General features: G+C 59.6%; 16 protein-coding genes. 11 read left to right on the top strand and 5 right to left on the bottom strand.

The window, feature by feature from the left end; genetic code table 11:
• Positions 1-141 precede the first annotated feature (141 nt).
• The 5 genes from SNL23_RS17010 to SNL23_RS17030 all read left to right on the top strand — a co-directional run bounded on the left by SNL23_RS17010 (position 142) and on the right by SNL23_RS17030 (position 6,929).
• Positions 142-1,443 (top strand): IS4 family transposase, encoded by a 1,302-nt coding sequence (locus SNL23_RS17010; RefSeq protein ID WP_318302892.1) that lies wholly within the window; start codon positions 142-144, stop codon positions 1,441-1,443.
• Positions 1,444-1,613: 170 nt separating this feature from the next.
• Positions 1,614-2,504 carry a bestrophin family protein gene (locus SNL23_RS17015; RefSeq protein ID WP_318302871.1) on the top strand — a complete coding sequence of 297 codons (891 nt, stop codon included), beginning with the start codon at positions 1,614-1,616 and terminating at the stop codon, positions 2,502-2,504.
• Positions 2,505-2,579: 75 nt separating this feature from the next.
• Positions 2,580-3,638, top strand: coding sequence for a tetratricopeptide repeat protein (locus tag SNL23_RS17020; RefSeq protein WP_167664367.1), 1,059 nt, complete (start codon positions 2,580-2,582; stop codon positions 3,636-3,638).
• A 121-nt stretch (positions 3,639-3,759) separates the two neighbouring features.
• A complete protein-coding gene (locus SNL23_RS17025) occupies positions 3,760-5,262 on the top strand; it encodes an ATPase domain-containing protein (RefSeq protein WP_076013412.1) in 1,503 nt (500 codons plus the stop codon).
• A complete protein-coding gene (locus SNL23_RS17030) occupies positions 5,259-6,929 on the top strand; it encodes a response regulator (protein WP_076013411.1) in 1,671 nt (556 codons plus the stop codon). Before SNL23_RS17025 ends, SNL23_RS17030 begins: the two co-directional genes overlap by 4 nt.
• A 32-nt stretch (positions 6,930-6,961) precedes the next feature.
• Here the strand turns inward: SNL23_RS17030 and SNL23_RS17035 are convergent, their stop codons facing one another.
• The 5 genes from SNL23_RS17035 to SNL23_RS17055 form a co-directional block, all read right to left on the bottom strand.
• On the bottom strand, positions 6,962-7,339 hold the full coding sequence (locus SNL23_RS17035) for a response regulator (RefSeq protein ID WP_010171103.1): 378 nt from the start codon (positions 7,337-7,339) through the stop codon (positions 6,962-6,964).
• Positions 7,340-7,417: 78 nt separating this feature from the next.
• Complete coding sequence (locus SNL23_RS17040) at positions 7,418-8,611, bottom strand: hybrid sensor histidine kinase/response regulator (protein ID WP_318302872.1); 1,194 nt, start codon at positions 8,609-8,611, stop codon at positions 7,418-7,420.
• Positions 8,605-9,204: a chemotaxis protein CheB gene (locus SNL23_RS17045; RefSeq protein WP_076013409.1), complete on the bottom strand. Its 600-nt coding sequence runs from the start codon at positions 9,202-9,204 to the stop codon at positions 8,605-8,607. Before SNL23_RS17045 ends, SNL23_RS17040 begins: the two co-directional genes overlap by 7 nt.
• Positions 9,201-10,016 carry a CheR family methyltransferase gene (locus tag SNL23_RS17050; RefSeq protein ID WP_063030076.1) on the bottom strand — a complete coding sequence of 272 codons (816 nt, stop codon included), beginning with the start codon at positions 10,014-10,016 and terminating at the stop codon, positions 9,201-9,203. The genes SNL23_RS17045 and SNL23_RS17050 overlap by 4 nt, the downstream gene beginning before the upstream one ends.
• Complete coding sequence (locus SNL23_RS17055) at positions 10,017-13,514, bottom strand: response regulator (RefSeq protein WP_076013408.1); 3,498 nt, start codon at positions 13,512-13,514, stop codon at positions 10,017-10,019.
• A gap of 256 nt (positions 13,515-13,770) precedes the next feature.
• Between SNL23_RS17055 and SNL23_RS17060 the strand changes: the two genes are divergently transcribed.
• From SNL23_RS17060 to SNL23_RS17085, 6 genes are all read left to right on the top strand, one after another.
• Positions 13,771-14,130 (top strand): response regulator, encoded by a 360-nt coding sequence (locus tag SNL23_RS17060; RefSeq protein ID WP_076013407.1) that lies wholly within the window; start codon positions 13,771-13,773, stop codon positions 14,128-14,130.
• Positions 14,131-14,364: 234 nt separating this feature from the next.
• Positions 14,365-15,165, top strand: a complete 801-nt coding sequence (locus SNL23_RS17065; protein WP_318302875.1) for a hypothetical protein — start codon at positions 14,365-14,367, stop codon at positions 15,163-15,165.
• Positions 15,166-15,174: 9 nt separating this feature from the next.
• Entirely contained in the window at positions 15,175-16,614 is a 1,440-nt protein-coding gene (locus SNL23_RS17070) for a DUF1254 domain-containing protein (RefSeq protein WP_318302876.1), read from the top strand.
• A gap of 12 nt (positions 16,615-16,626) precedes the next feature.
• Positions 16,627-18,027 carry a DUF1254 domain-containing protein gene (locus SNL23_RS17075; protein WP_318302877.1) on the top strand — a complete coding sequence of 467 codons (1,401 nt, stop codon included), beginning with the start codon at positions 16,627-16,629 and terminating at the stop codon, positions 18,025-18,027.
• 58 nt (positions 18,028-18,085) lie between these two features.
• Entirely contained in the window at positions 18,086-18,991 is a 906-nt protein-coding gene (locus SNL23_RS17080) for a transporter (protein WP_076013403.1), read from the top strand.
• Positions 18,988-20,025, top strand: coding sequence for a transporter (locus tag SNL23_RS17085; protein ID WP_143503526.1), 1,038 nt, complete (start codon positions 18,988-18,990; stop codon positions 20,023-20,025). The genes SNL23_RS17080 and SNL23_RS17085 overlap by 4 nt, the downstream gene beginning before the upstream one ends.
• Positions 20,026-20,029 lie beyond the last annotated feature (4 nt).

Raw genomic sequence — 20,029 nt, forward strand, 5'->3', positions numbered from 1 at the left:
GCGTTTGCCAAAAGTGACCCGCTGTAAGAGCCAGCCCTTTCAAGGTCTTTGATAAAATCCCACAAAACTCCAGTCAGGGTGACGAAAGCGATGTGGGCAGAAGTTCTAGCGCGGTTTGAGAAAAAAGCACCGGCCAGTGTCATGACCAGAGTGATATTGGAGCAGGCTGTTCCTGCTGAGTGGGTCGATCAGGTGTTCGAAGAACACCGTCAGCGGCAGTACCCACGTGAGCTTTTGTTTTCAACCATCGTTGAACTGATGTCCCTTGTTTCATTGGGTTTGCGACCTTCGCTGCATGCCGCCGCTCGACAGATGGAAGATCTTCCTGTCAGCTTGGCGGCGCTGTATGACAAGGTCAATCGCACAGAGCCTGCGCTACTTCGCGCTCTGGTCACCGGTAGCGCAGAGCGTTTGGCACCGACGATAAAAGAACTGGGGCACTCAGCCATTTTGCTTGGCTGGCAACTACGGGTCGTTGACGGTAACCACCTGCCTTCCAGCGAAAAGCGTCTGGGCGCTTTGCGCCGTGAACGAGGCGCGGCCCGGCCTGGTTTTTCCGTTGTGGTTTACGACCCCGATCTGGACCAGGTCGTTGATCTTCAGCCTTGTGAAGATGCTTATGCCAGCGAACGCGTCAGCGTGCTGCCCTTGCTGGAAAAGGCCTGTGCGGGACAACTGTGGATGGCTGACCGACTCTACTGCACGCTCCCGGTCATGGAGGCCTGCGAAGATACCGGGGCCTCGTTCATCATTCGCGAACAGAGCAAACATCCACGCCTGCTTAAGGAAAGCGACTGGCAGATGCCTGTCGCAGTCGCGGCAGGCAGCGTGCGTGAGCAAATCATTGAAGTAAAAGGTGGGCGCCAGTGGCGGCGAGTCGAATTGAACCTGCAAAACCCCACCGAATCCGGCGACACCACGCTGCTGTTCTGGAGCAACTTGCCCGACTCTATCAGTGCTGAGCAAATCGCTGATTTGTACCGCCGTCGCTGGAGCATCGAAGGGATGTTCCAGCGCCTGGAAGCGGTGTTGGACAGTGAAATCGAAACCTTGGGCACCCCTAAAGCAGCCCTGTTGGGATTTGCATCAGCCGTGTTGGCTTACAACGTTCTGGCCGTGCTCAAACGCAGCGTCGAGCAGGCTCATCGCGAGACTTTACCCGACGATTGGGAGGCATCGATTTTCCACCTGACGGTGCAGGTACGCAGCGGTTACGAGGGAATGCAAATAGCTTTGCCAGAATATTTATCCATCCCTATCCCCGCAGAGGGACTGACCCAGTACCTGCTTGCACTTGCTCGAAATATCCAGCCCAAAACGGTCGTCAAGAGCAAACGGGGGCCGAAGGTGCCTAAACCCAAGGAATGGCTGGAAGGCAAAGCCGCGAATGCCCATGTGTCGACGGATCGGGTGCTCAAGGCCGCTAAAATCAAAAGACCTTGAAAGGGCTGGCTGTAAGAGCGGAACCATAAGCCGCCGTTACCGCAGCAACGGATATGTACACCAAAAGCCCCGACGATAGACCCCACCAATCACCCAGTCAGCCCAAGCAATTGGACGCAACGCAAACAGGCTTCTAACCTGACAGCCTGCGCCACCCAAGAAGCCCGCCCATGATCGTCCGTCCCAAACCCAACCTGCTCGGCATCCTGTTCTCCCTGAAGGGCTCAATCGCCAAGCGCATCGCCTTACGCAGCTTGCTGGTAACCCTGCTGGCCTCAGTCATCGTGCTGGTAGAAACCCTGCACCCGGCCTACTTCTCCAAGGTCAACGCCACACCTTTCACCCTCCTCGGCCTGTCCTTGTCGATCTTCATGAGCTTTCGCAACAACGCCTGCTACGACCGCTGGTGGGAAGGCCGCAAACAACTGGGCCAGATGATCATCGAAATACGCTCACTGATCCGCGAAACCCAAATCCTCACCTCCACCGACCGAGAAGCCGTACTACGCGGCCTGTGCGGCTTCGCCCATGGCCTGATCGCCCGCCTGCGCCTGGAAGACGAAGCCCAGGCGATCAAGCCGTGGGCCTACGTCGAGCCCAGCCACCCCAACCTCCCCGACAGCATCCTGCAAGACCTCGGCGCCCGCTGCTCGAAACTCGCCGAACAAGGCCACATCAGCGACTGGCGCTACACCCAACTCGAAACCCGGCTATACGGCCTGAGCCAGGTCCAGGCCTCGTGCGAGCGAATCAAACACACCCCGCTGCCCTTCCCCTACACCCTGCTGCTGCACCGCACCATCTACCTGTTCTGCATTCTGCTGCCCTTCGCCATGGCCGAGCCGCTGGGCTGGCTGACGCCGGTGTTCACCGCCATCGTCAGCTACACCTTCTTCGGCCTGGATGAAATCGGTGACGACCTCGAAGACCCCTTCGGCTTCGACGAAAACGACCTGCCCTGCAACGCCATCGTCCGCACCCTGGAGCGCGAGATTCTTGCGGCCCTCTGCGAAACCGAGCTGCCGCCGGCCCTTGAGCCGATTGAGTTCGTGCTGACGTGATGCGGGTTTGACACTCGCGGTGACCTGACCGAAGCTGATGGCTTTGCACTAGCTGCCAAGCTTTCGGACGCCTGCATGTCAAAGTCACGCCGTTACTCCATCATCGGCCTGTGCGCCCTGTTGTTTATTGTGCTGATCACCTGGTATTTCACCCGTACGACACCAGTGGTGGTGCCGCCGGCCATCGCCCACGGTTACACCAAGGCCTTGAAACAGGCGCACAACGGCGAACCCGGCGCCGCCCGTGTGCTGTATCAACAGCTGGGCCGCCCGGACCTCTCCGATGTACGCCGCGCCGCGCTGCATGCCGAACTGCCCAATTACCCCAGCCCCCAGGCCCTGAAGCTGGCGGACAAGGACCTCACCAATGACGCGCCCATGGTGCGCGAGGCGGCTATTCACAGCATCGTCGGCCTGGTGCCCAGCGGCCAGCGCACACTGTTGCTCGGCCCATTGCTGGATGACCCGGAGCAAAGCGTTCGGTTTGCCGCAGCCAATGCCTTGCTGGGGCTTTCTCCCGATACCCTCGGCCTGTACTTCGGCCCGTTGCAGCAGGTACTCGACGAATACGTGAAGTTGCTCAAGGGACAACCCGAGAGTCCCGAAGGTTGGATTCAGCTGGCACGCCTGTACATTCACAGCGCATTGTTGCCCGACGCTCAAAATGCCCTGGAACAGGCGATGCGCCTGCAACCGGATAACCTGCAAGCGGTGGTCGCGCAAATCGAACTGCTGGACAAACAGGGCAAGGTCGACGAGTCCCGCCAGCTATTGGCCAAGCAGTTGCAGGCCCACCCCGATTCGGCCTATCTGCAACATGCCCTTGGCATGTGGCTGCTGCACCACGGCGAGCGGGCGTTTGCGTTACTCAGCCTGTCCCGTGCGGTGGAGCTGGAACCGAACAATCAGGATTACCGCTACGACTTGGCCACCACCCTGCACGCCCAGCAGGAGCTGGAAGCCGCCCAGCGCCAGTTGGAAGAGATCATTCAGCGCAACCCGGCCAATCGCAAGGCGCGGGTTTTGCTGGTGAATTACTGGAAGGAAACCGGCCAGTTGCAGAATGTGCAGGTGTTGCTGGCCCAGCTGGAACAGCAAAATCCGGACGATCCGGCGTTGCAACAAGGGCTGTAGGTACAGCAAGAAGCTGTAATTGATACAAAACGTTGAACCGCCACACGCCGCGACGGTCAAGTAAATATGGCGCGCCCCAGCTGGCGCTGCCGACTACTTATTTGTGACCCGAGGGCACTTCTTGTCTACATCCAAAGAGCTGTTCACAGCAAAGGCGGCCACCGGTATTGAAGGTCTGGACGACATTCTTGCCGGGGGGCTTTCCCGTAGCCATTTGTTCCTGCTGGAAGGTGAACCCGGCACCGGTAAAACCACCGTGGCCCTGCAATTTCTCCAGGCCGGCGCAAAAAGCGGCGAACGATCGCTGTACATCACCCTGTCGGAAACCGAGCGCGAGTTGCGCCAGGGTGCCAAGTCCCATGGCTGGGACCTGGATGAACACATCCACATCTTTGAACTGACCCCGCCGGAAAGCCTGCTCAATGCCGAACACCAGCAGAGCCTGCTGTACTCCTCGGACCTTGAGCTGGGTGAAGCAACCCGACAGATTTTTGAAGTGGTGGAACGGGTCAAACCGACCCGCGTCGTGATCGACAGCCTCTCGGAAATCCGCCTGCTGGCGCAAAGCTCCCTGCGCTACCGCCGGCAGATCCTGGCGATCAAGCACTACTTCGTGCGCTACGACGCCACTGTATTGCTGCTGGATGACCTGACTACCGAGTCTCTCGACAAAACCGTGCACAGCGTGGCCCACGGCGTGATTCGCCTGGAAGAACTGACCCCCAACTACGGCGCAGAACGCCGCCGCGTGCGGATTGTGAAGTACCGTGGTCAGAAGTACCGCGGTGGCTTCCACGACTTCACCATCATGGAAGGCGGCGTGCATGTGTTCCCGCGTCTGGTGGCGGCCGAGCACCGTGGCGGCTACAACCGCCAGACCTTGACCAGCGGCATCCGCGAGATGGATGCATTGCTGGGCGGCGGGATCGAGACCGGTTCCAGCACGTTGATCCTGGGCCCGGCCGGTACCGGCAAATCGCTGATCTCGATGATCTTCGCGGCAGCAGCCGTCGCCCGGGGCGAAAAAGCCGCGCTGTTCATTTTTGATGAAGAACTGGGCCTGCTGTTCGAGCGCATGAAAAACATGGGTATCGACCTGCAGGCTCTGCAAGACACCGGCAACCTGCTGATCGAGCAAGTGGACGCCGCCGAGCTTTCCCCCGGTGAGTTCTCCCATCGGGTGCGGCGTTGCGTGGATGAGCGCGGGATCAAGACCGTGGTGATCGACAGCGTCAACGGCTACCAGGCCGCGATGCCGGAAGAAAACGCGCTGATCCTGCACATGCACGAGCTGCTGCTGTACCTCAACCGTCGTGGCGCCGCGACCTTCATGACCGTTGCCCAGCACGGGCTGGTGGGCGACATGCAGGCGCCGGTGGACATCACCTACCTGGCGGACACCGTGATCCTGCTGCGTTACTTCGAAGCCCTCGGCAAAGTCCGCCGGGCTATCTCGATCATCAAGAAACGCACCGGCAGCCATGAGTCGACGATTCGCGAATACCGTATCGGCAGCACGGGCATGACCATCGGTGAGCCTCTGGATACGTTCCAAGGCGTGTTGCGCGGTGTGCCGACGTACATGGGTACCGATAACCCGCTGCTCAAGGATGAAAGTTCATGAGTGGCCTACCGGCCATCTCCGAACGGGCGATCATTCTGGCGCCACTGGGGCGTGACAGCTCATTGGCATTGATGATGCTCAATGAGGCCGGTTTCAATGGCGTCATCGCCAGCCATTTGCAGATGCTCTGCGAGGAGCTGGAGCACGGTGCAGGCTTGCTGGTCATTGCCGCCGAGGCCATGCGCGGTATCGACCTGGAGCCGCTGCTCACGCACCTGCATCAACAACCGGCGTGGTCAGACCTGCCGATTGTGCTGATGACGCACCATGGCGGCAGCGAACAGAACGGTTCCTCACACCTGAGCAAGTTACTGGGCAACGTGACGTTCCTCGAGCGGCCATTCCATCCGGTTACCTTGATCAGCCTTGTGACCACGGCGCTGCGCGGGCGCCGCCGGCAGTACGAGGCCCGCGACCGGTTGATCGAACTGAGCCAGAGCGAGCAACGCCTGCAACGCACCCTGGAAACCCTTGAGCAACAGGTGGAAGAGCGCACGGCTCAACTGCGCAACAACGAAGAAGCGTTGCGCCAGTCGCAGAAAATGGAAGCCGTCGGCCAATTGACCGGCGGTATCGCCCATGACTTCAACAACATGCTGACGGGCATCATCGGCAGCCTGGAGCTGCTGCGAAGGCGCGTCGCTCGGGGCCGCACTGAAGACCTCGACAGCCTGATTGACCTGGGTGTCACGTCGGCGAACCGCGCGGCCGCCCTGACCCACCGCCTGCTGGCCTTTTCCCGTCGCCAGTCATTGGATTCCAAACCGGTACAGATCAACCAATTGGTGAGTTCGATGGGTGAGCTGCTGCAACGCAGCCTCAACGAAAGCATCACCCTGAACATCCGGCTGACCGAGCAACTATGGACCGCCGAAGTCGACCCCAATCAACTGGAAAGCGCCCTGCTCAACCTGGCCATCAATGCTCGGGATGCAATGCCCAACGGCGGCCAACTGGTGGTGGAAACCACCAACCGCCACCTCGACAGCGTCTTTACCGCAGCCTACGGCACCCTCAACCCTGGCGACTACGTGGAACTGAGCGTCAGCGACACCGGCTGCGGCATGCCCGAGAGCGTGATCAGCCGCGCATTTGACCCGTTCTTTACCACCAAACCCATCGGCCAGGGCACCGGGCTGGGGTTGTCGATGATCTACGGGTTTGCGCGCCAGTCCCATGGGCATGTGTCGATCCACAGCGTTGTGGGCCAAGGCACCACCGTCAGCCTGTTCCTGCCGCGGTTTGTCGGCGAGGTCATTGCAGATGAACCTCTCAACCCGGCGCTGCTGCCGTTCGCCAACGCTGGCGAGACGGTGTTGATCGTCGAGGACGACCCGGCCGTGCGGGTGCTGGTCAGCGCCGTGCTGAGCGAACTGGGCTATGCCTTCGTTGAAGCCGGTGACGCCGACAGCGCCATGCCGATCATCGAGTCCAGCCAGCGGATTGACCTCCTGATCAGCGACGTCGGCCTGCCCGGCATGAATGGCCGGCAACTGGCGGAAATCGGGCGACAGGTACGCCCGGACTTGAAGGTGCTGTTTATCACTGGCTATGCAGAGCATGCGGCGGTGAGGGGCGGTTTTCTGGACCCGGGCATGCAGATGATCACCAAGCCATTCACCTTTGATTTGTTGACGGCAAAGGTGAGGGAAATGATCAAGGCTTGAAGAGGGAGCGCGCTCCCCCCCTTCACAAGGCTTTAAGCCAACAAGCGCTGGATATGTTCCTGCAACGTATCCAGGTCAAACGGCTTGGCCAGGATCGGCGCATTGCGCGTGATCGGGCTGTTGCAGTCGAGAATCTCCTGCGGGTAACCGCTGATAAAGATCACCTTCAATTCCGGTCGCAGCTTGATCGCAGGCTCGGCGATCTGCACGCCGGAGATACCACCTGGCAGGCGATAGTCGGTGACCATCAGGTCCAGGTGCGGCTTGGTGGCGAGGATTTCAAATGCCTGCTCGCCATCAATCGCCTTCAATACCCGGTAACCGAGGCCCGACAGGTACTCACCCAACACAAACATAATCGACTCGTCATCTTCGACGATCAGAACCACATCTTGCGCATCTTCACTCATGGGAAGCCTTTGTCCGGTCAATTGCTGCTGATACGACCATAGGGTCACGCAGAGGTTGCGTCGGATTCACGATTGATTTCACGCCTGCGGCCCCAGGGGCAGGCAGACGCGGAACAAGGCACCCTCGCCTATCCGGCTTTCGACTTCGATAGTACCGCCGTGGGCCGCGATAATCTGCTCGGAGATAAACAACCCCAGGCCCAGGCCCGCCACCGCGTGATTGGCCGACACCCGCTCAAACTGCTGGAAGATCCGTTTCTGGTTGTCTTCGCTGATGCCGATCCCGTGGTCACGCACTTCCACCCGCGCTTCGCCATGCTCGGCATACACCCGCACTTCCACCGGGCTCTTGGCGCCATAGCGCAAGGCGTTGGTCAGCAGGTTGGACACCACCTGTTCGATACGGAATTCATCCCAGTTGCCCTCCACCGGCCCTTCCTGCACCCACTTCACCGAGGATTCGGCCGCCGCTACTTGCGGGGCGAAATTCTCCAGCAGGTTGTGCACCAGTTGCGTCAGGTCAAAGCGCCCGGGGCGGATCGACAGCTTGCCGGTGCGGATGCGCGACACGTCCAGCATGTCTTCGATCAAGCGAATCAGGCTATGGATCTGCCGCTCATCGCGGTCGACCATGGCGTGCATCTTGTCCATGGTAAAAGCCGCAGCGTTGTCCCGGGCCAGGTGCATCTTGCGCAACTGGGTTTCCAGGATCAGCCCGTTGAGGGGCGTACGCACTTCATGGGCAACGATCGACATGAAGTCATCGCGCATGCGCACGGCTTGTTCAAGTTCGGCCTGGGTGGCCTGCAAGCGCGTGAGCAAGGCTTCCTGTTCGCGGCGGCTTTGCTCCAGAGCTTCAACCTGCAGCTTCATCGCCTTGCTCTGGCGGTACAGGTCGACGAACACATTGACCTTGCTCTTGACCGCATGGATGTCCAGCGGCTTGTGCAGGAAGTCCACGGCGCCGCTTTCGTAGCCCTTGAACGCATAGTTGAGCTCACGCCCGGCGGCGCTGACAAACACGATCGGGATGTTCTTGGTCTTTTCAGTGCCGCGCATCAGCTCGGCCAGCTCAAAACCATTCATGCCGGGCATCTGCACGTCGAGAATGGCCATGGCGAACTCGTGCTCCAGCAACAGCGACAAGGCCTCGTCGGCGCTTAATGCCTTGTAGACCTGGCGGTCTTCGCGCTTGATCAGCGCTTCAAGGGCCAGCAGGTTTTCCGGCAGATCGTCGACGATCAGCAGTTTGGCCTGGACAGTACTTAACATGGGGAAGATTCCAGGGAAGCCAGCAAAGTGCCAATGCGGCTCAAGGGAAGAATATGGTCCGGTGTGTGCAGCTTCAGGGCGGCCCGGGGCATGATGGCTACTCGCGCCTCGTCGGGGTCCTGAACCACCGTCGTACCACCGCACTGTTTGACATGGGCCAGGCCACGGGCGCCATCCTGGTTGGCGCCCGTCAGCAGGATCGCCATCAGGCCAGAGCCGTACACATCGGCAGCCGACTCGAACAGGTAGTCAATGGCCGGCCGGGAATGGTGCACGCGGTCCTCCTGACTCAGTGAGAGGCTGCGGTCGTGCTCCACCGACAGGTGATAACCGGGGCCGGCAAAATACAGGGTGCCGGGCTGGATCACTTCTTTGTCGCGCGCTTCAACTACCTTCATCGATACGCGACGGTCGAACACTTCCGCCAACTGGCTGCGGCGCTCGTCCGGCAGGTGCAGCACGGTGATGATCGGCAGGTCGAAGTTCGCCGGTAATTCACCAAAAATGCTCAGCAACGCCTCGACGCCGCCTGCGGAAGCGCCGATCACAACAGCCTCGATCCCGGATACCGGGCTGGCAGCAGCTTCATTCATAATTTTCGGTAGATCCGTTCTTGCTTGACCAGGGGTTCGAACTGTTTGCTGTAGCCGGAAAAATCCAGGGTTTCCTTACTGCCCAGCACCAGGAAGCCGCGATGACACAGCGACTCATGGAACAATCCAAACGCTCTATCCTGCAATTTTTTATTGAAATAAATCAATACGTTACGGCATGAAATTAATTGAGTTTCTGAGAATACGCTATCCGTTGCCAGGCTGTGATCAGCGAACGTCACGTTCTCCCGCAGGGTCTTGTCGAAGATCGCATGATCGTAAGCCGCGGTGTAGTAATCGGCAAACGAACGCTGGCCCCCGGCCTGCTGGTAGTTATGGGTATAAGCGCGGATGTTCTCAAGTGAAAAAATCCCCTGCTTGGCTTTTTCCAGGGACCGGGGGTTGATGTCGGTGGCGTAGATGATGGTGCGCTCCAGCAAGCCTTCCTCACGCAACAGGATGGCCATGGAGTACACCTCTTCCCCGGTGCTGCAGCCGGCGATCCAGATCTTGATCGACGGGTAGGTCTTGAGCAGCGGCACCACTTCCTGGCGAATCGCCAGGAAGTGCGAGGGGTCGCGAAACATCTCGCTGACCGGAATCGTCAGGAACTGCAGCAACTGCATGAACGCCGTCGGGTCATGCAGCACCCGTTCCTGCAACGCCGAAATGGTGGCGCAGTCAAACTGGCGCAGCGCATGGGCTACGCGGCGCTTGACCGAAGCCCCGGAATAATCACGAAAGTCATAGCTGTACTTGAGGTAAATGGCCTCAATCAGCAAGCGCAGTTCGATGTCAGTGCTTCTTTCCAATTAAATCCGTTCCATCTTGGGTAGCCACACGCGAATCAATGAAAACAACCGGTCCAGGTCGATGGGCTTGGCCAGGTAATCGTTGGAGCCTGCCGCCAGGCAACGCTCCTGATCGTCCTTCATGGCCTTGGCCGTCACCGCAATGATCGGCAGCTTGCGCCAGCGCGGGTCCTGGCGGATCAAGGCCGTGGCCTCGTAACCGTCCATCTCCGGCATCATCACATCCATCAGCACCAGGTCGATGTCATCGACTTCATTGAGTTTCTCGATCGCCTCGCGGCCATTACGGCCGATCACGACAATCGCGCCCTTGTGCTCCAGGGCACTGGTCAGGGCGAAAATATTGCGTACATCGTCATCCACCAGCAGGATTTTGCGCCCTTCGAAGACCTTGTCGCGGCTGCGGGCGGTCCTGAGCATTGTCTGGCGTTCATGGGACAGCTGGGATTCGACTTTGTGCAGAAAGAGTGTGACCTCGTCCAGCAAACGCTCGGGGGAGCGTGCGCCCTTGATGATGATCGAGCGCGAATACTTGCGCAGTTCGGCCTCTTCGTCCCGGGTCAGGTTGCGCCCGGTGTAGACGATCACCGGCGGGAACGAGCAGATATCCTCGGTGGACATGCGCTTGAGCAGCTCGTTACCGAGCATGTCCGGCAGCTTGAGGTCGATGATCATGCAGTCATAGATGTGGGTGCGCAGCAGGTCCAGGGCTTCCTGGGCGAAGCCTACAGCGGTGATCTCGATGTCATCGTCGCCGATCAGGCGCGCGATACTGTCACGCTGTAGGTCATCGTCTTCCACCAGCAGCACACGCTTGACCTTCTGCGTCAGCTTGGCTTCCAGGCGAGCAAACACATCCTTGAGCTCTTCGCGGGTGGTCGGCTTGACCGCGTACCCGACGGCGCCCATGTGCATGGCCGCTTCGACGCGGTCTTCCACGGAAATCACGTGCACCGGGATGTGACGGGTTCCGGCATGCTCCTTGAGACGTTGCAGCACGGTCAGGCCGGAATGGTCCGGCAGGCGCATGTCCAGCAGGATCGCGTCGGGAATGTATTGTTCTGCCAGGGCGTAACCTTCATCCGCGCCATGGGCCACCAGGCAGTGGTAACCCAGCTCATGAGCCAGGTCGAAGAGGATGCGCGCAAAGTTCGGCTCGTCCTCCACCACCAGGATGCAACGCGTGGCGAATGGAGCCTTGTCGCGGTCATCGATAAAGCGCGGGATCTGCGCTTCGTGGGCGATCGGCATCGGCGAGACCTTGATCGGGGCTGGTGCAGGCGCAGGGACCACCGCGCGCGGCTGTTCCAGCGCCGGGGTGTCTTCGTCACGCTCTACATAGTGCTCGGGCACCACCAGGGTAAAGACGCTGCCCTGGCCAGGTTCGCTGGTGACACTGATATAGCCGCCCAACAGGTTCGCCAGGTCCCGGGAGATCGACAGGCCCAGGCCGGTGCCGCCGTAACGGCGGTTGGTGGTGCCATCCGCCTGACGGAAGGCTTCGAAGATGCTTTCCTGCTGGTCCGGAGCAATACCTATCCCCGAGTCGCGCACGGTAAAGGCGACGCCCTCGCCCGGTGCCCGGGATACCGACAGGCTGACCTCGCCTTTCTCGGTGAACTTGACCGCGTTGGACAGCAGGTTCTTCAGAATCTGTTCCAGGCGCTGGCGGTCGGTGAACAGCATGTGCGGTGTGCCTTCCTGCACCTCCACCTGAAACCCGAGCTTGCGGTCGGCTGCCAGCGGCTCGAACATGCCGCGCAAGCCATCCACCAGGCGTGCCACGCTGGAGTTCTCCGGGCGCATTTCCAGCTTGCCGGCCTCGACCTTGGAGATGTCGAGGATGTCATTGATCAGGTTGAGCAGGTCGTTGCCGGCCGAATAGATCGACTCGGCGAACTTGACCTGTTCGGCGCTGAGATTTTCCTGCGGGTTTTCCGCCAGCAACTTGGCCAGGATCAACGAGCTGTTCAGCGGCGTGCGCAGCTCGTGGGACATGTTGGCGAGGAATTCGGATTTGTACTTGCTGGAGCGCTGCAACTCGTCGGCGCGCTCTTCCAGCTCGATCTGTACGCGGTTGAGCTGGACGTTTTTCTGGTCCATGGCATCGCGTTGCTCGGCCAGGGTCTGGGTCTGCTCCGCCAGTTGTTCGTTGGTCTGCTCCAGCTCCGCCTGCTGGGTTTCCAAGTGGGCCTGGGATTCCTTGAGGATGCGGGACTGTTCCTCCAACTCTTCGTTGGCGGTCTTGAGCTCTTCCTGCTGCACTTGCAGCTCTTCATTAAGCTGCTGGGTTTCGGCCAGCACTTCCTGCAGGCGCTGGCGATAACGCGCCGCTTCGATGGACGTACCGATGTTGCCGGCAATCAACTCCAGCAGCTCGACATCACGGTCGTCCAGGGCACGCAAAAAGCCCAGTTCGATTACGCCGTTGACCCGGCCATCATCACTGGTCGGCACCACCATCACACTGCGGGTCGGGCCCTCGCCGAGGCCGGAACTGACCTTGAAGTAGTCCACCGGCACATCGTCCAGGCGAATCAGGCGATCCTGCCGCACCGACTGGCCGACGATGCCTTCATCGTTGTAAATCGACTGCTCCTGCTGCTCTTGCTCGCGAGAGAAACCATAGGTGGCCACGCGCGTGAGGCCGCCGTGCTCTTCACGCACGTACAGCGCCGCCACTGCCGAGCCCATGTATTGGGCGAAGAACTGCAAAATGTTGCGGCCCAGCAGGTTCAGCGTCAGTTGGCCCAGGACCTGTTCGGCCAGTTCGGTCTGGCCGTTGCGCAGCCAGGCTTGCTGCTCCAGGCGCTTGGCAATCTTCTGTTGTGACGCGAGGTTTTCACTGTAACTTGTTGAAAGTTCGATTAAATTCTTTCTTCCGATATACGCCAGGAAGCCACTCAGGCCGAGCACAAACACCAGATACAAGCTGACGCTGATGATCGTGGTACGGGTGACGTCCTCATTGCGGGTGATGCGGAACTGTTGCTCCATCGCCACCGCCCGGTCGTACTCCTTGCGAATCTCGTCCGTCAGGCTTTTGCCGCGCCCTGCTTTCACAGCGGTGCGAAAATCACCGCTCTGGCGCTGCATATCAATCATCGACTGGGCGTAGGTGTTCCACGCCAGTTGCAACGATTCCAGACGCTTGAGGCGATCCACCTGCTCCGGATTGTCCGCCACCAATGCCTGCAAGTTGCGCAAGTCGGAAATGATTCGCGGCTTGGCCACTTCGTACGGGTCGAGGAAGTGCTCGTCGCCAGTGATCAGGAAGCCGCGCATGCCGGTTTCCAGGTCCACGGTCAGCTTCGAGGTTTCGTTGAGATTGTTGATCACCCGGTCGGTGTGTTCCACCCACTGGATCACCGACAACAGATAGGTGATCAGGCACACGAAAAACACCGCGCTGAGCACGCCGACACTCAGCGGCAGCGCTACGTTGCGGCCCAGCAATTTACGGAAGCTTTTCTCATCGACGGACGACGCGGGAGTCATGGGCATGCCTTGGCCAAATACGGAAAAACGAGGAGTTTGCCCCAAAGTCGCGGTTGAACGCTATTTTTCTGCTGGCCATGGTGGCATTGACTGCATAACGCCTTTGCACTTCTGTTCCTTGAACGGGACATTTCCAATCATTACCGGCACAATGCCGACCCTGTTTCGGGAACTTGCCGAGATTGACGCGACTCATTAGAGGATGGTCTTTCGACTGATCAAGACCTGCACCCTCCACTTCTCGGGAACCCTCACTATGTCCGCCTCTGCCTCCACCATCCTAGTAGTCGAAGACGACGCCATCGTGCGCATGCTGATCGTCGATGTCCTCGAAGAGCTGGAGTTCCAGGTACTTGAAGCGGCAGACGCTGAAAGCGCCCTGGACATCATCAAAGACGCCGGAAAAACCATCGACCTGATGATGACCGACCACGGCCTGCCGGGTATGAGCGGCGTGGAACTGGCCGCCAAGGCCCGTGAGCTGAGACCTGTCCTGCCGATTCTGTTTGCCAGTGGTTACGCCGAGAATATCAATGTGCCGGTTGGCACCCAGGTGATTGCCAAACCGTTCTCGATTGATCAGTTGCGTGACAAAGTCAAATCAATGCTCCTCTGATCCCCTCCCCCTCAATGCCGTTGCACAGCAGCGGCGTTTGAGGCAATTCGCCATTATTCATAGCGTCCGTGATGCCGCCCTCAACAAACAACTAATTCTTTCGATTGACTAGCGAGTCTTAAATTTACTGCTAGCTTCAAACGACATGTCCTACACGTAATAGTGAATAAGGACAGCCCCCTAGCCTTCACAAACGCGCTATCGGGAACATCACCAGGGAATTGGGGAGTGGTCATGCTTAAGTCATCGTATATTCCGGCAGTTGTGCTGGTGGCTTCAGTGTTGCCCGCAATTTCGGCCCAGGCCGACAACGCCGACAACGCCGACACCGCCAACAAGAGTAACAACCCGTTGAACCTCGCACCGGGTGCAAACCTGCAGGACTTTTACACCCCGAAGTTATTCGACACTAACGCCCACACCAACGACATGCTGCTGCGCGGCACGCTGCCCGTTGCGCCCTCGGACTTCATCGGGGTGCCCCAGCTGTTGCGCGCGACATTGCCCATCAGCACCCGCCCCGATCCCCACAGCGGCTACACCACAGGGATCGGCGACTTGAACCTGTTCGATATTTTCCTGCTCAAGACCGACGGCGTGCAGTTGGGCATCGGCCCGCAAATCACCGCGCCTACCGCCGAGCACGATGAACTGGGCACCGGCAAGTGGCAGGCCGGCTTGGCGGCGGTGGCCATCGATGCCTCGCCCCGCGGCCTGCTCGGCGCTCTGGTTCAATACCAAAGCTCCTTCGCCGGCGACAGCGATCGCGCCCATGTGGAAAGTGCCACTTTCCAGCCGTTCATCATCCATAACCTGCCCAAGGGCTGGTACCTGCGCTCCACCGGCACCTGGACGTTTGACCTGAAAAACGACACCCATTACATCCCTATCGGTTTCGGTGCCGGCAAGGCCTGGAAATCCGGCAGCAATATCCTCAACGCCTATATCGAACCGCAGTGGACGGTTGCCCGCAAGGGCGATGGCCTGCCGCAGTTCACCCTGTTTGCCGGGATCAACGTCACATTTGGGAAATAAGGACATTTTATGCACGCTCTGCTTCGGAGTGCCGGTTTCAGCCTGTTGGCCCTGACCGCCAGCGCGCAAGCGCTGGATACGCGCATCGGCCCAATCACGATGGAAGGTGAGCTGCCGGCCCACAGCGAAATCGCCAAGCTGTACGGCGAACTGGATTTCCAGCAGGCCACCCAAAGTTATCTGTGGGCCTTGCCGCTGGTGTCATACGCCCAATGGCAGGACGAATTCAGCACCAAGCTGGGCGCCCGCAGTGGCGACCTGATGGTGCTGACCACCTATGAAGACAAACTCGGCGTGATCACCGCCAACGCAACCACGCCTTATGTCCTCGGTTTCGTCGACCTCAACGAAACCGGGCCACTGGTAATTGAGCTGCCGCCGGGGCCAACGGCCGGCGGGATCGGTGATTTCTGGCAACGAGCAATCATCGACATGGGCCAGACCGGCCCCGACCAAGGTAAAGGCGGCAAGTACCTGGTGTTGCCACCAGGCCAGGAACCCCCGGCCGATGCAGGCAAGTACTACCTCGCCAAGTCGGAAACCATGAACATACTGGTAGGCTTTCGCGTACTCGACCCAGACCCGGCAAAAGGCAAGGCCTTGGTCGAGCAGTTCAAGATGTACCCCTACGCCCAGCGCGCCAATCCCGGCAAGACCCGTTTGCTGTCCCCCGGCGGCAAACCCTGGTCCGGCACCCAGCCGCGTGGCATGGCCTACTGGCAGCGACTGCACGGGATTATCCAGAAAGAGCCGGTCAACGAACGCGACCGTTTCTACATGGCCATGCTGTCCAGCCTGGGCATCGAGAAGGACAAACCCTTCAACCCTAACGAACACCAGCGCCAAGCCCTGGAGCAAGGCGCGCAAATGGGTGAATTGATCGCCAAGGCCAACGCCTTCGCCAAGCGTTTCCCCCAGGCGCAGTACTGGAAAGACCGGCAATGGGACACCGTGCTCAACATCACCGAGCCGTCCCAGCGCGTGGCCTATTACGACCAGCTGTGGGAACGCAGCGCCTGGTTCTACGAAGCGGTGACCAACACTAAAGGCATGGTTTCCAAGACCCCGGGCCTGGGCCAGACTTACCTCGGCGCCTACACCGACAACAAGGGCCAGTGGCTCGACGGCGGCAAGTCCTACACCCTGCACATCGGCGCCAACCCTCCGGCCAAACAGTTCTGGTCGATGACCGTGTATGACATCGACAGCCGCTGCCTGATCGACAACCCGCAGCGCAAGGCCGACCTGTCGTCACGCCAGGATTTGAAGAAAAATGCCGACGGTTCGATAGATCTTTACTTCGGACCTCACGCGCCAAAAGACTTCGAGAGCAACTGGGTGCAAACTCTGCCCGGCAAACACTGGTTCAGCTATTTCCGACTGTATGCGCCTACCGAGGCCTACTTCGATAAGAGCTGGAAACTCGACGACATCCGACTGATTCAGTAAGGACGCAACAACATGATTCGAACTCCGACGCGCCTGCTGTTGGCGAGCCTCTCGATTTTCATGAGTACCGGCGCCTGGGCCGATTTCACCGCCACGCCGAGTGAAGCCCGGGCCATCGCCAAGGAGGCTTACCTGTATGGCTTCCCGGTGGTGGAGATGTACAAGACCCTCTACACCCAGGCCGTTGACAAGACCGGGCCGAACTTCAAGGCGCCGTTCAACCATATCGGCAACACCGCGCAAGTGTTCACGCCCAAGGACACTGCGTTCATTACACCGAATTCGGACACGCCCTACTCCTTTGTCTGGCTGGACCTGCGCGCCGAGCCGGTCGTACTGACCCTGCCGAAGATCGAAGACAACCGATACTACTCGGTGCAGTTGATCGACCTCTACACCCAGAACTTCGGCTACCTGGGCACCCGCAGCACCGGCAACAACGGCGGCCACTACATGATCGCCGGCCCTGACTGGAAAGGTCAGCAGCCCCCCAATGTCGACCGCGTGGTGTACAGCGAAAGCAACATCACCTACGCCCTGTACCGCACCCAATTGTTCGATGACAAGGACCTCGCCAAGGTCAAGCAGATCCAGGGCGGCTACAAGGTCCAGACCCTCAGCAACTATGTGAACCAGCCGAAACCGATCAAGCCGCCGAAAATCGCCTGGCCCAAGCCAACCCCCAACATGAGCGACAGCGTGCACCTGTTCCGCTACCTGAACTTCATGCTGGGCTATGCGGCGCCTCAGGACAGTGAAAAAGAGGTGCTCGCGCGTTTTGCCAAGATCGGCGTCGAGGCCGGCAAACCGTTTGACCTCAAGGCCCTGACGGTTGAACAACGCAAGGCCCTGGAAGACGGGATTGCTGATGGCAAGGCTGAGTTTGCAGCGTTCAAGAAGGACAAGATCGACACTCACCAAGTGGCCAGTGGCGATTTCTTCGGCTCGCGAGACCATCTGAACAACAATTATCTGTATCGCTACGTGGGCGCCAACCTGGGGATCTTCGGCAACTCGACGGATGAGGCCGCCTACCTGAGCTACTTCGTCGACAGCGAAGGCAAACCGGCCAACGGCGCGCGCCACAGTTACACCGTGCACTTCGCCAAGGACCAGTTGCCACCGGCGGATGCGTTCTGGTCGCTGACCATGTACGACGCCAAGACCAAGCTGCTGGTGCCGAACCTGAAGAAGCGCTACCTGCTCAACTCGCGGATGTTGCCCAACTTCAAACTCGACGCCGATGGCGGCCTGACGCTGCTGGTGGCGCACCACGAGCCACCGAAAGCCGAACAAAGCAACTGGCTGCCTGCACCGCCCGGCCCGTTCTATGCCGTATTGCGCATTTACCTGCCCAAGCCCGAAGTGGGCAATGGCCAATGGAAGCTGCCACCGCTCACACCGATCAAATAACGCCTGATCAAGTAGCACCGCTGCACCCTGACATCAGGCATTTACAAGGAGTAGAGCCATGGTTTCACGTAGTCAACTGAGTGCGTTTACCGCCGCCACACTGGCACTGATGCCAGGGATAGGGTTTGCCGACAATGCCAGGGATTGGCAAAACTCCCCGACGGACCTGAACATGGTGTTCGGCTACTACAATCGGGTCGACACCAACACCCCGATCGACACGACATTGCCAATCAACGGCCTGTCGTTGGACGCCGACCTCTATCTGTTCCGTTACGCCCGTTCATTCGGCATCGACGGGCGCAACAGCGCCATCCAGTTTATCCAGCCTTACGCCGACGTTTCGGCGTCGTTCGACAACGCCCAGTTTTTCAGCGGTACCAAGCGCAACGGTGGTATGGGCGACACGCAGATTGTGTTCGCCCATAACATCTTTGGTGGCCCGGCACTGACCGCCGAGGAGTTCGCCAGCTGGAAACCCGAGACGTTCCTCACCGGCGCGCTGTGGGTGACCATGCCCACCGGTGACTACGATAAAGACCGCATCATCAACATCGGCTCCAACCGCTGGGTGTTCAAGCCCGAACTGGGCTTCGGCACCCCGATTGGCCCGACCTGGCTGGAGATCAACACCTACGTGTCGCTGTTCGGCGACAACAAGGACTACCACGGCGACAGCAAGCTGGAACAAAAGCCGCTGTACGCCATCGAGGGTCACTACAGCTACACCATCAACCGCGCGCTCTGGGTTTCACTGGACGCCACCTACAACCGCGGCGGCGAAAGCAAGATCGATGGCGACTGGCAAGACAACAAACAGGAAAACGGCCTGCTGGGCGCCAGCCTGGGTTTTATGTTGTCACCCCAGTTTGGCGGCCTGATCGCCTATAACGACACGGTCTCCGAGCGCACCGGCTCACCCGACGTGAACACCTGGACCTTCCGCCTGCAGTATGTCTGGTGAACAGCGTGCGCTGTGCCGCCCTGTGTGCAGGTTTGTTCAGCAGTGTTGGCGTATCTGCCGCCAATCTGCCGGACCTGGGCACCCGCGCCAGCCCGGTCGCCAAGGCCGATGCCGAGACCTGCCACCGCCTGCAACAAGACTTTGATATCGACCTCAAGCAAGTGGTCAAGGCCGGCTGCGAGCCCTCGACCGAGCAGATCGCCAAGCTGATGGACAACCCGGTGGGCAACCTGGTGCTGCTGTTCAACCAGTTCGACTACAGCGCGCTCAAGGGGCCCCACAGCAACGGCACTCGCTACCTGGGCAAATACAGCTTCATGCCCACCTTCCCGATTTCCCTCGGTGAAGACTGGAACCTGATCAACCGCCTACCCATCAGCTACGTCAGCGCACCGATCAATCAGAAGGCCGGCGGCCTGGCTGGCATGAGTCCTTCTGGTGTGCTGACCGACCGGGATTTCCCGTCGGTGGTCAACGACCCTTTTGACCGCACCTCGGGGTTTGGCGACCTGGCTTATGTGGGCGTGTTCTCGCCCAAGCAACCGATCCGCTTTGCCAATGGCGGGAAAATGGTTTGGGGCTTCGGTCCGACGGCGATGTTCCCCACCGCTGAAAAAGACGTGCTGGGCACCGGCAAGTATTCCCTGGGCCCGGCATTCGTCGCCGCCTACCTCGGAGAAGACTGGACCCTGGGAGTGTTCCCCCAGCACTGGTGGTCGGTGGGCGGTGATGCCCGGCGCAAAGACGTCAGCCTGACCAATATCCAGTACTTCATCCAGCGCAACATTCCCGGCCCCAGCCAGTGGCGGGTGGGCATGACGCCCAACGTCACCGTCAACTGGAAAGCCGAAGGCGGCAACAAGGTCAACTTCCCTATCGGCCTCGGTGCCGGACGGATTGTGTACTTCGGCAAGCTACCGGTGCGCATTTCCGGTGAGGTGCAGTACTCGGTGATCCACGCCGACGACCTGATCAGCAGCCGCTGGAATTTCCGCCTGTCGTTTATCCCGGTAATCCCGACTTTCATGCTTTGAACGA

It is taken from the genome of Pseudomonas sp. SED1, from assembly GCF_034044025.1.
Lineage (GTDB): Bacteria > Pseudomonadota > Gammaproteobacteria > Pseudomonadales > Pseudomonadaceae > Aquipseudomonas.

Coding starts and splice junctions, on each gene's coding strand:
- SNL23_RS17010 (WP_318302892.1), top strand. CDS start 142: ATGACCAGAGTGATATTGGAGCAGGCTGTTCCTGCTGAGTGGGTCGAT.
- SNL23_RS17015 (WP_318302871.1), top strand. CDS start 1,614: ATGATCGTCCGTCCCAAACCCAACCTGCTCGGCATCCTGTTCTCCCTG.
- SNL23_RS17020 (WP_167664367.1), top strand. CDS start 2,580: ATGTCAAAGTCACGCCGTTACTCCATCATCGGCCTGTGCGCCCTGTTG.
- SNL23_RS17030 (WP_076013411.1), top strand. CDS start 5,259: ATGAGTGGCCTACCGGCCATCTCCGAACGGGCGATCATTCTGGCGCCA.
- SNL23_RS17035 (WP_010171103.1), bottom strand. CDS start 7,339: ATGAGTGAAGATGCGCAAGATGTGGTTCTGATCGTCGAAGATGACGAG.
- SNL23_RS17040 (WP_318302872.1), bottom strand. CDS start 8,611: ATGTTAAGTACTGTCCAGGCCAAACTGCTGATCGTCGACGATCTGCCG.
- SNL23_RS17045 (WP_076013409.1), bottom strand. CDS start 9,204: ATGAATGAAGCTGCTGCCAGCCCGGTATCCGGGATCGAGGCTGTTGTG.
- SNL23_RS17055 (WP_076013408.1), bottom strand. CDS start 13,514: ATGACTCCCGCGTCGTCCGTCGATGAGAAAAGCTTCCGTAAATTGCTG.
- SNL23_RS17060 (WP_076013407.1), top strand. CDS start 13,771: ATGTCCGCCTCTGCCTCCACCATCCTAGTAGTCGAAGACGACGCCATC.
- SNL23_RS17065 (WP_318302875.1), top strand. CDS start 14,365: ATGCTTAAGTCATCGTATATTCCGGCAGTTGTGCTGGTGGCTTCAGTG.
- SNL23_RS17070 (WP_318302876.1), top strand. CDS start 15,175: ATGCACGCTCTGCTTCGGAGTGCCGGTTTCAGCCTGTTGGCCCTGACC.
- SNL23_RS17075 (WP_318302877.1), top strand. CDS start 16,627: ATGATTCGAACTCCGACGCGCCTGCTGTTGGCGAGCCTCTCGATTTTC.
- SNL23_RS17080 (WP_076013403.1), top strand. CDS start 18,086: ATGGTTTCACGTAGTCAACTGAGTGCGTTTACCGCCGCCACACTGGCA.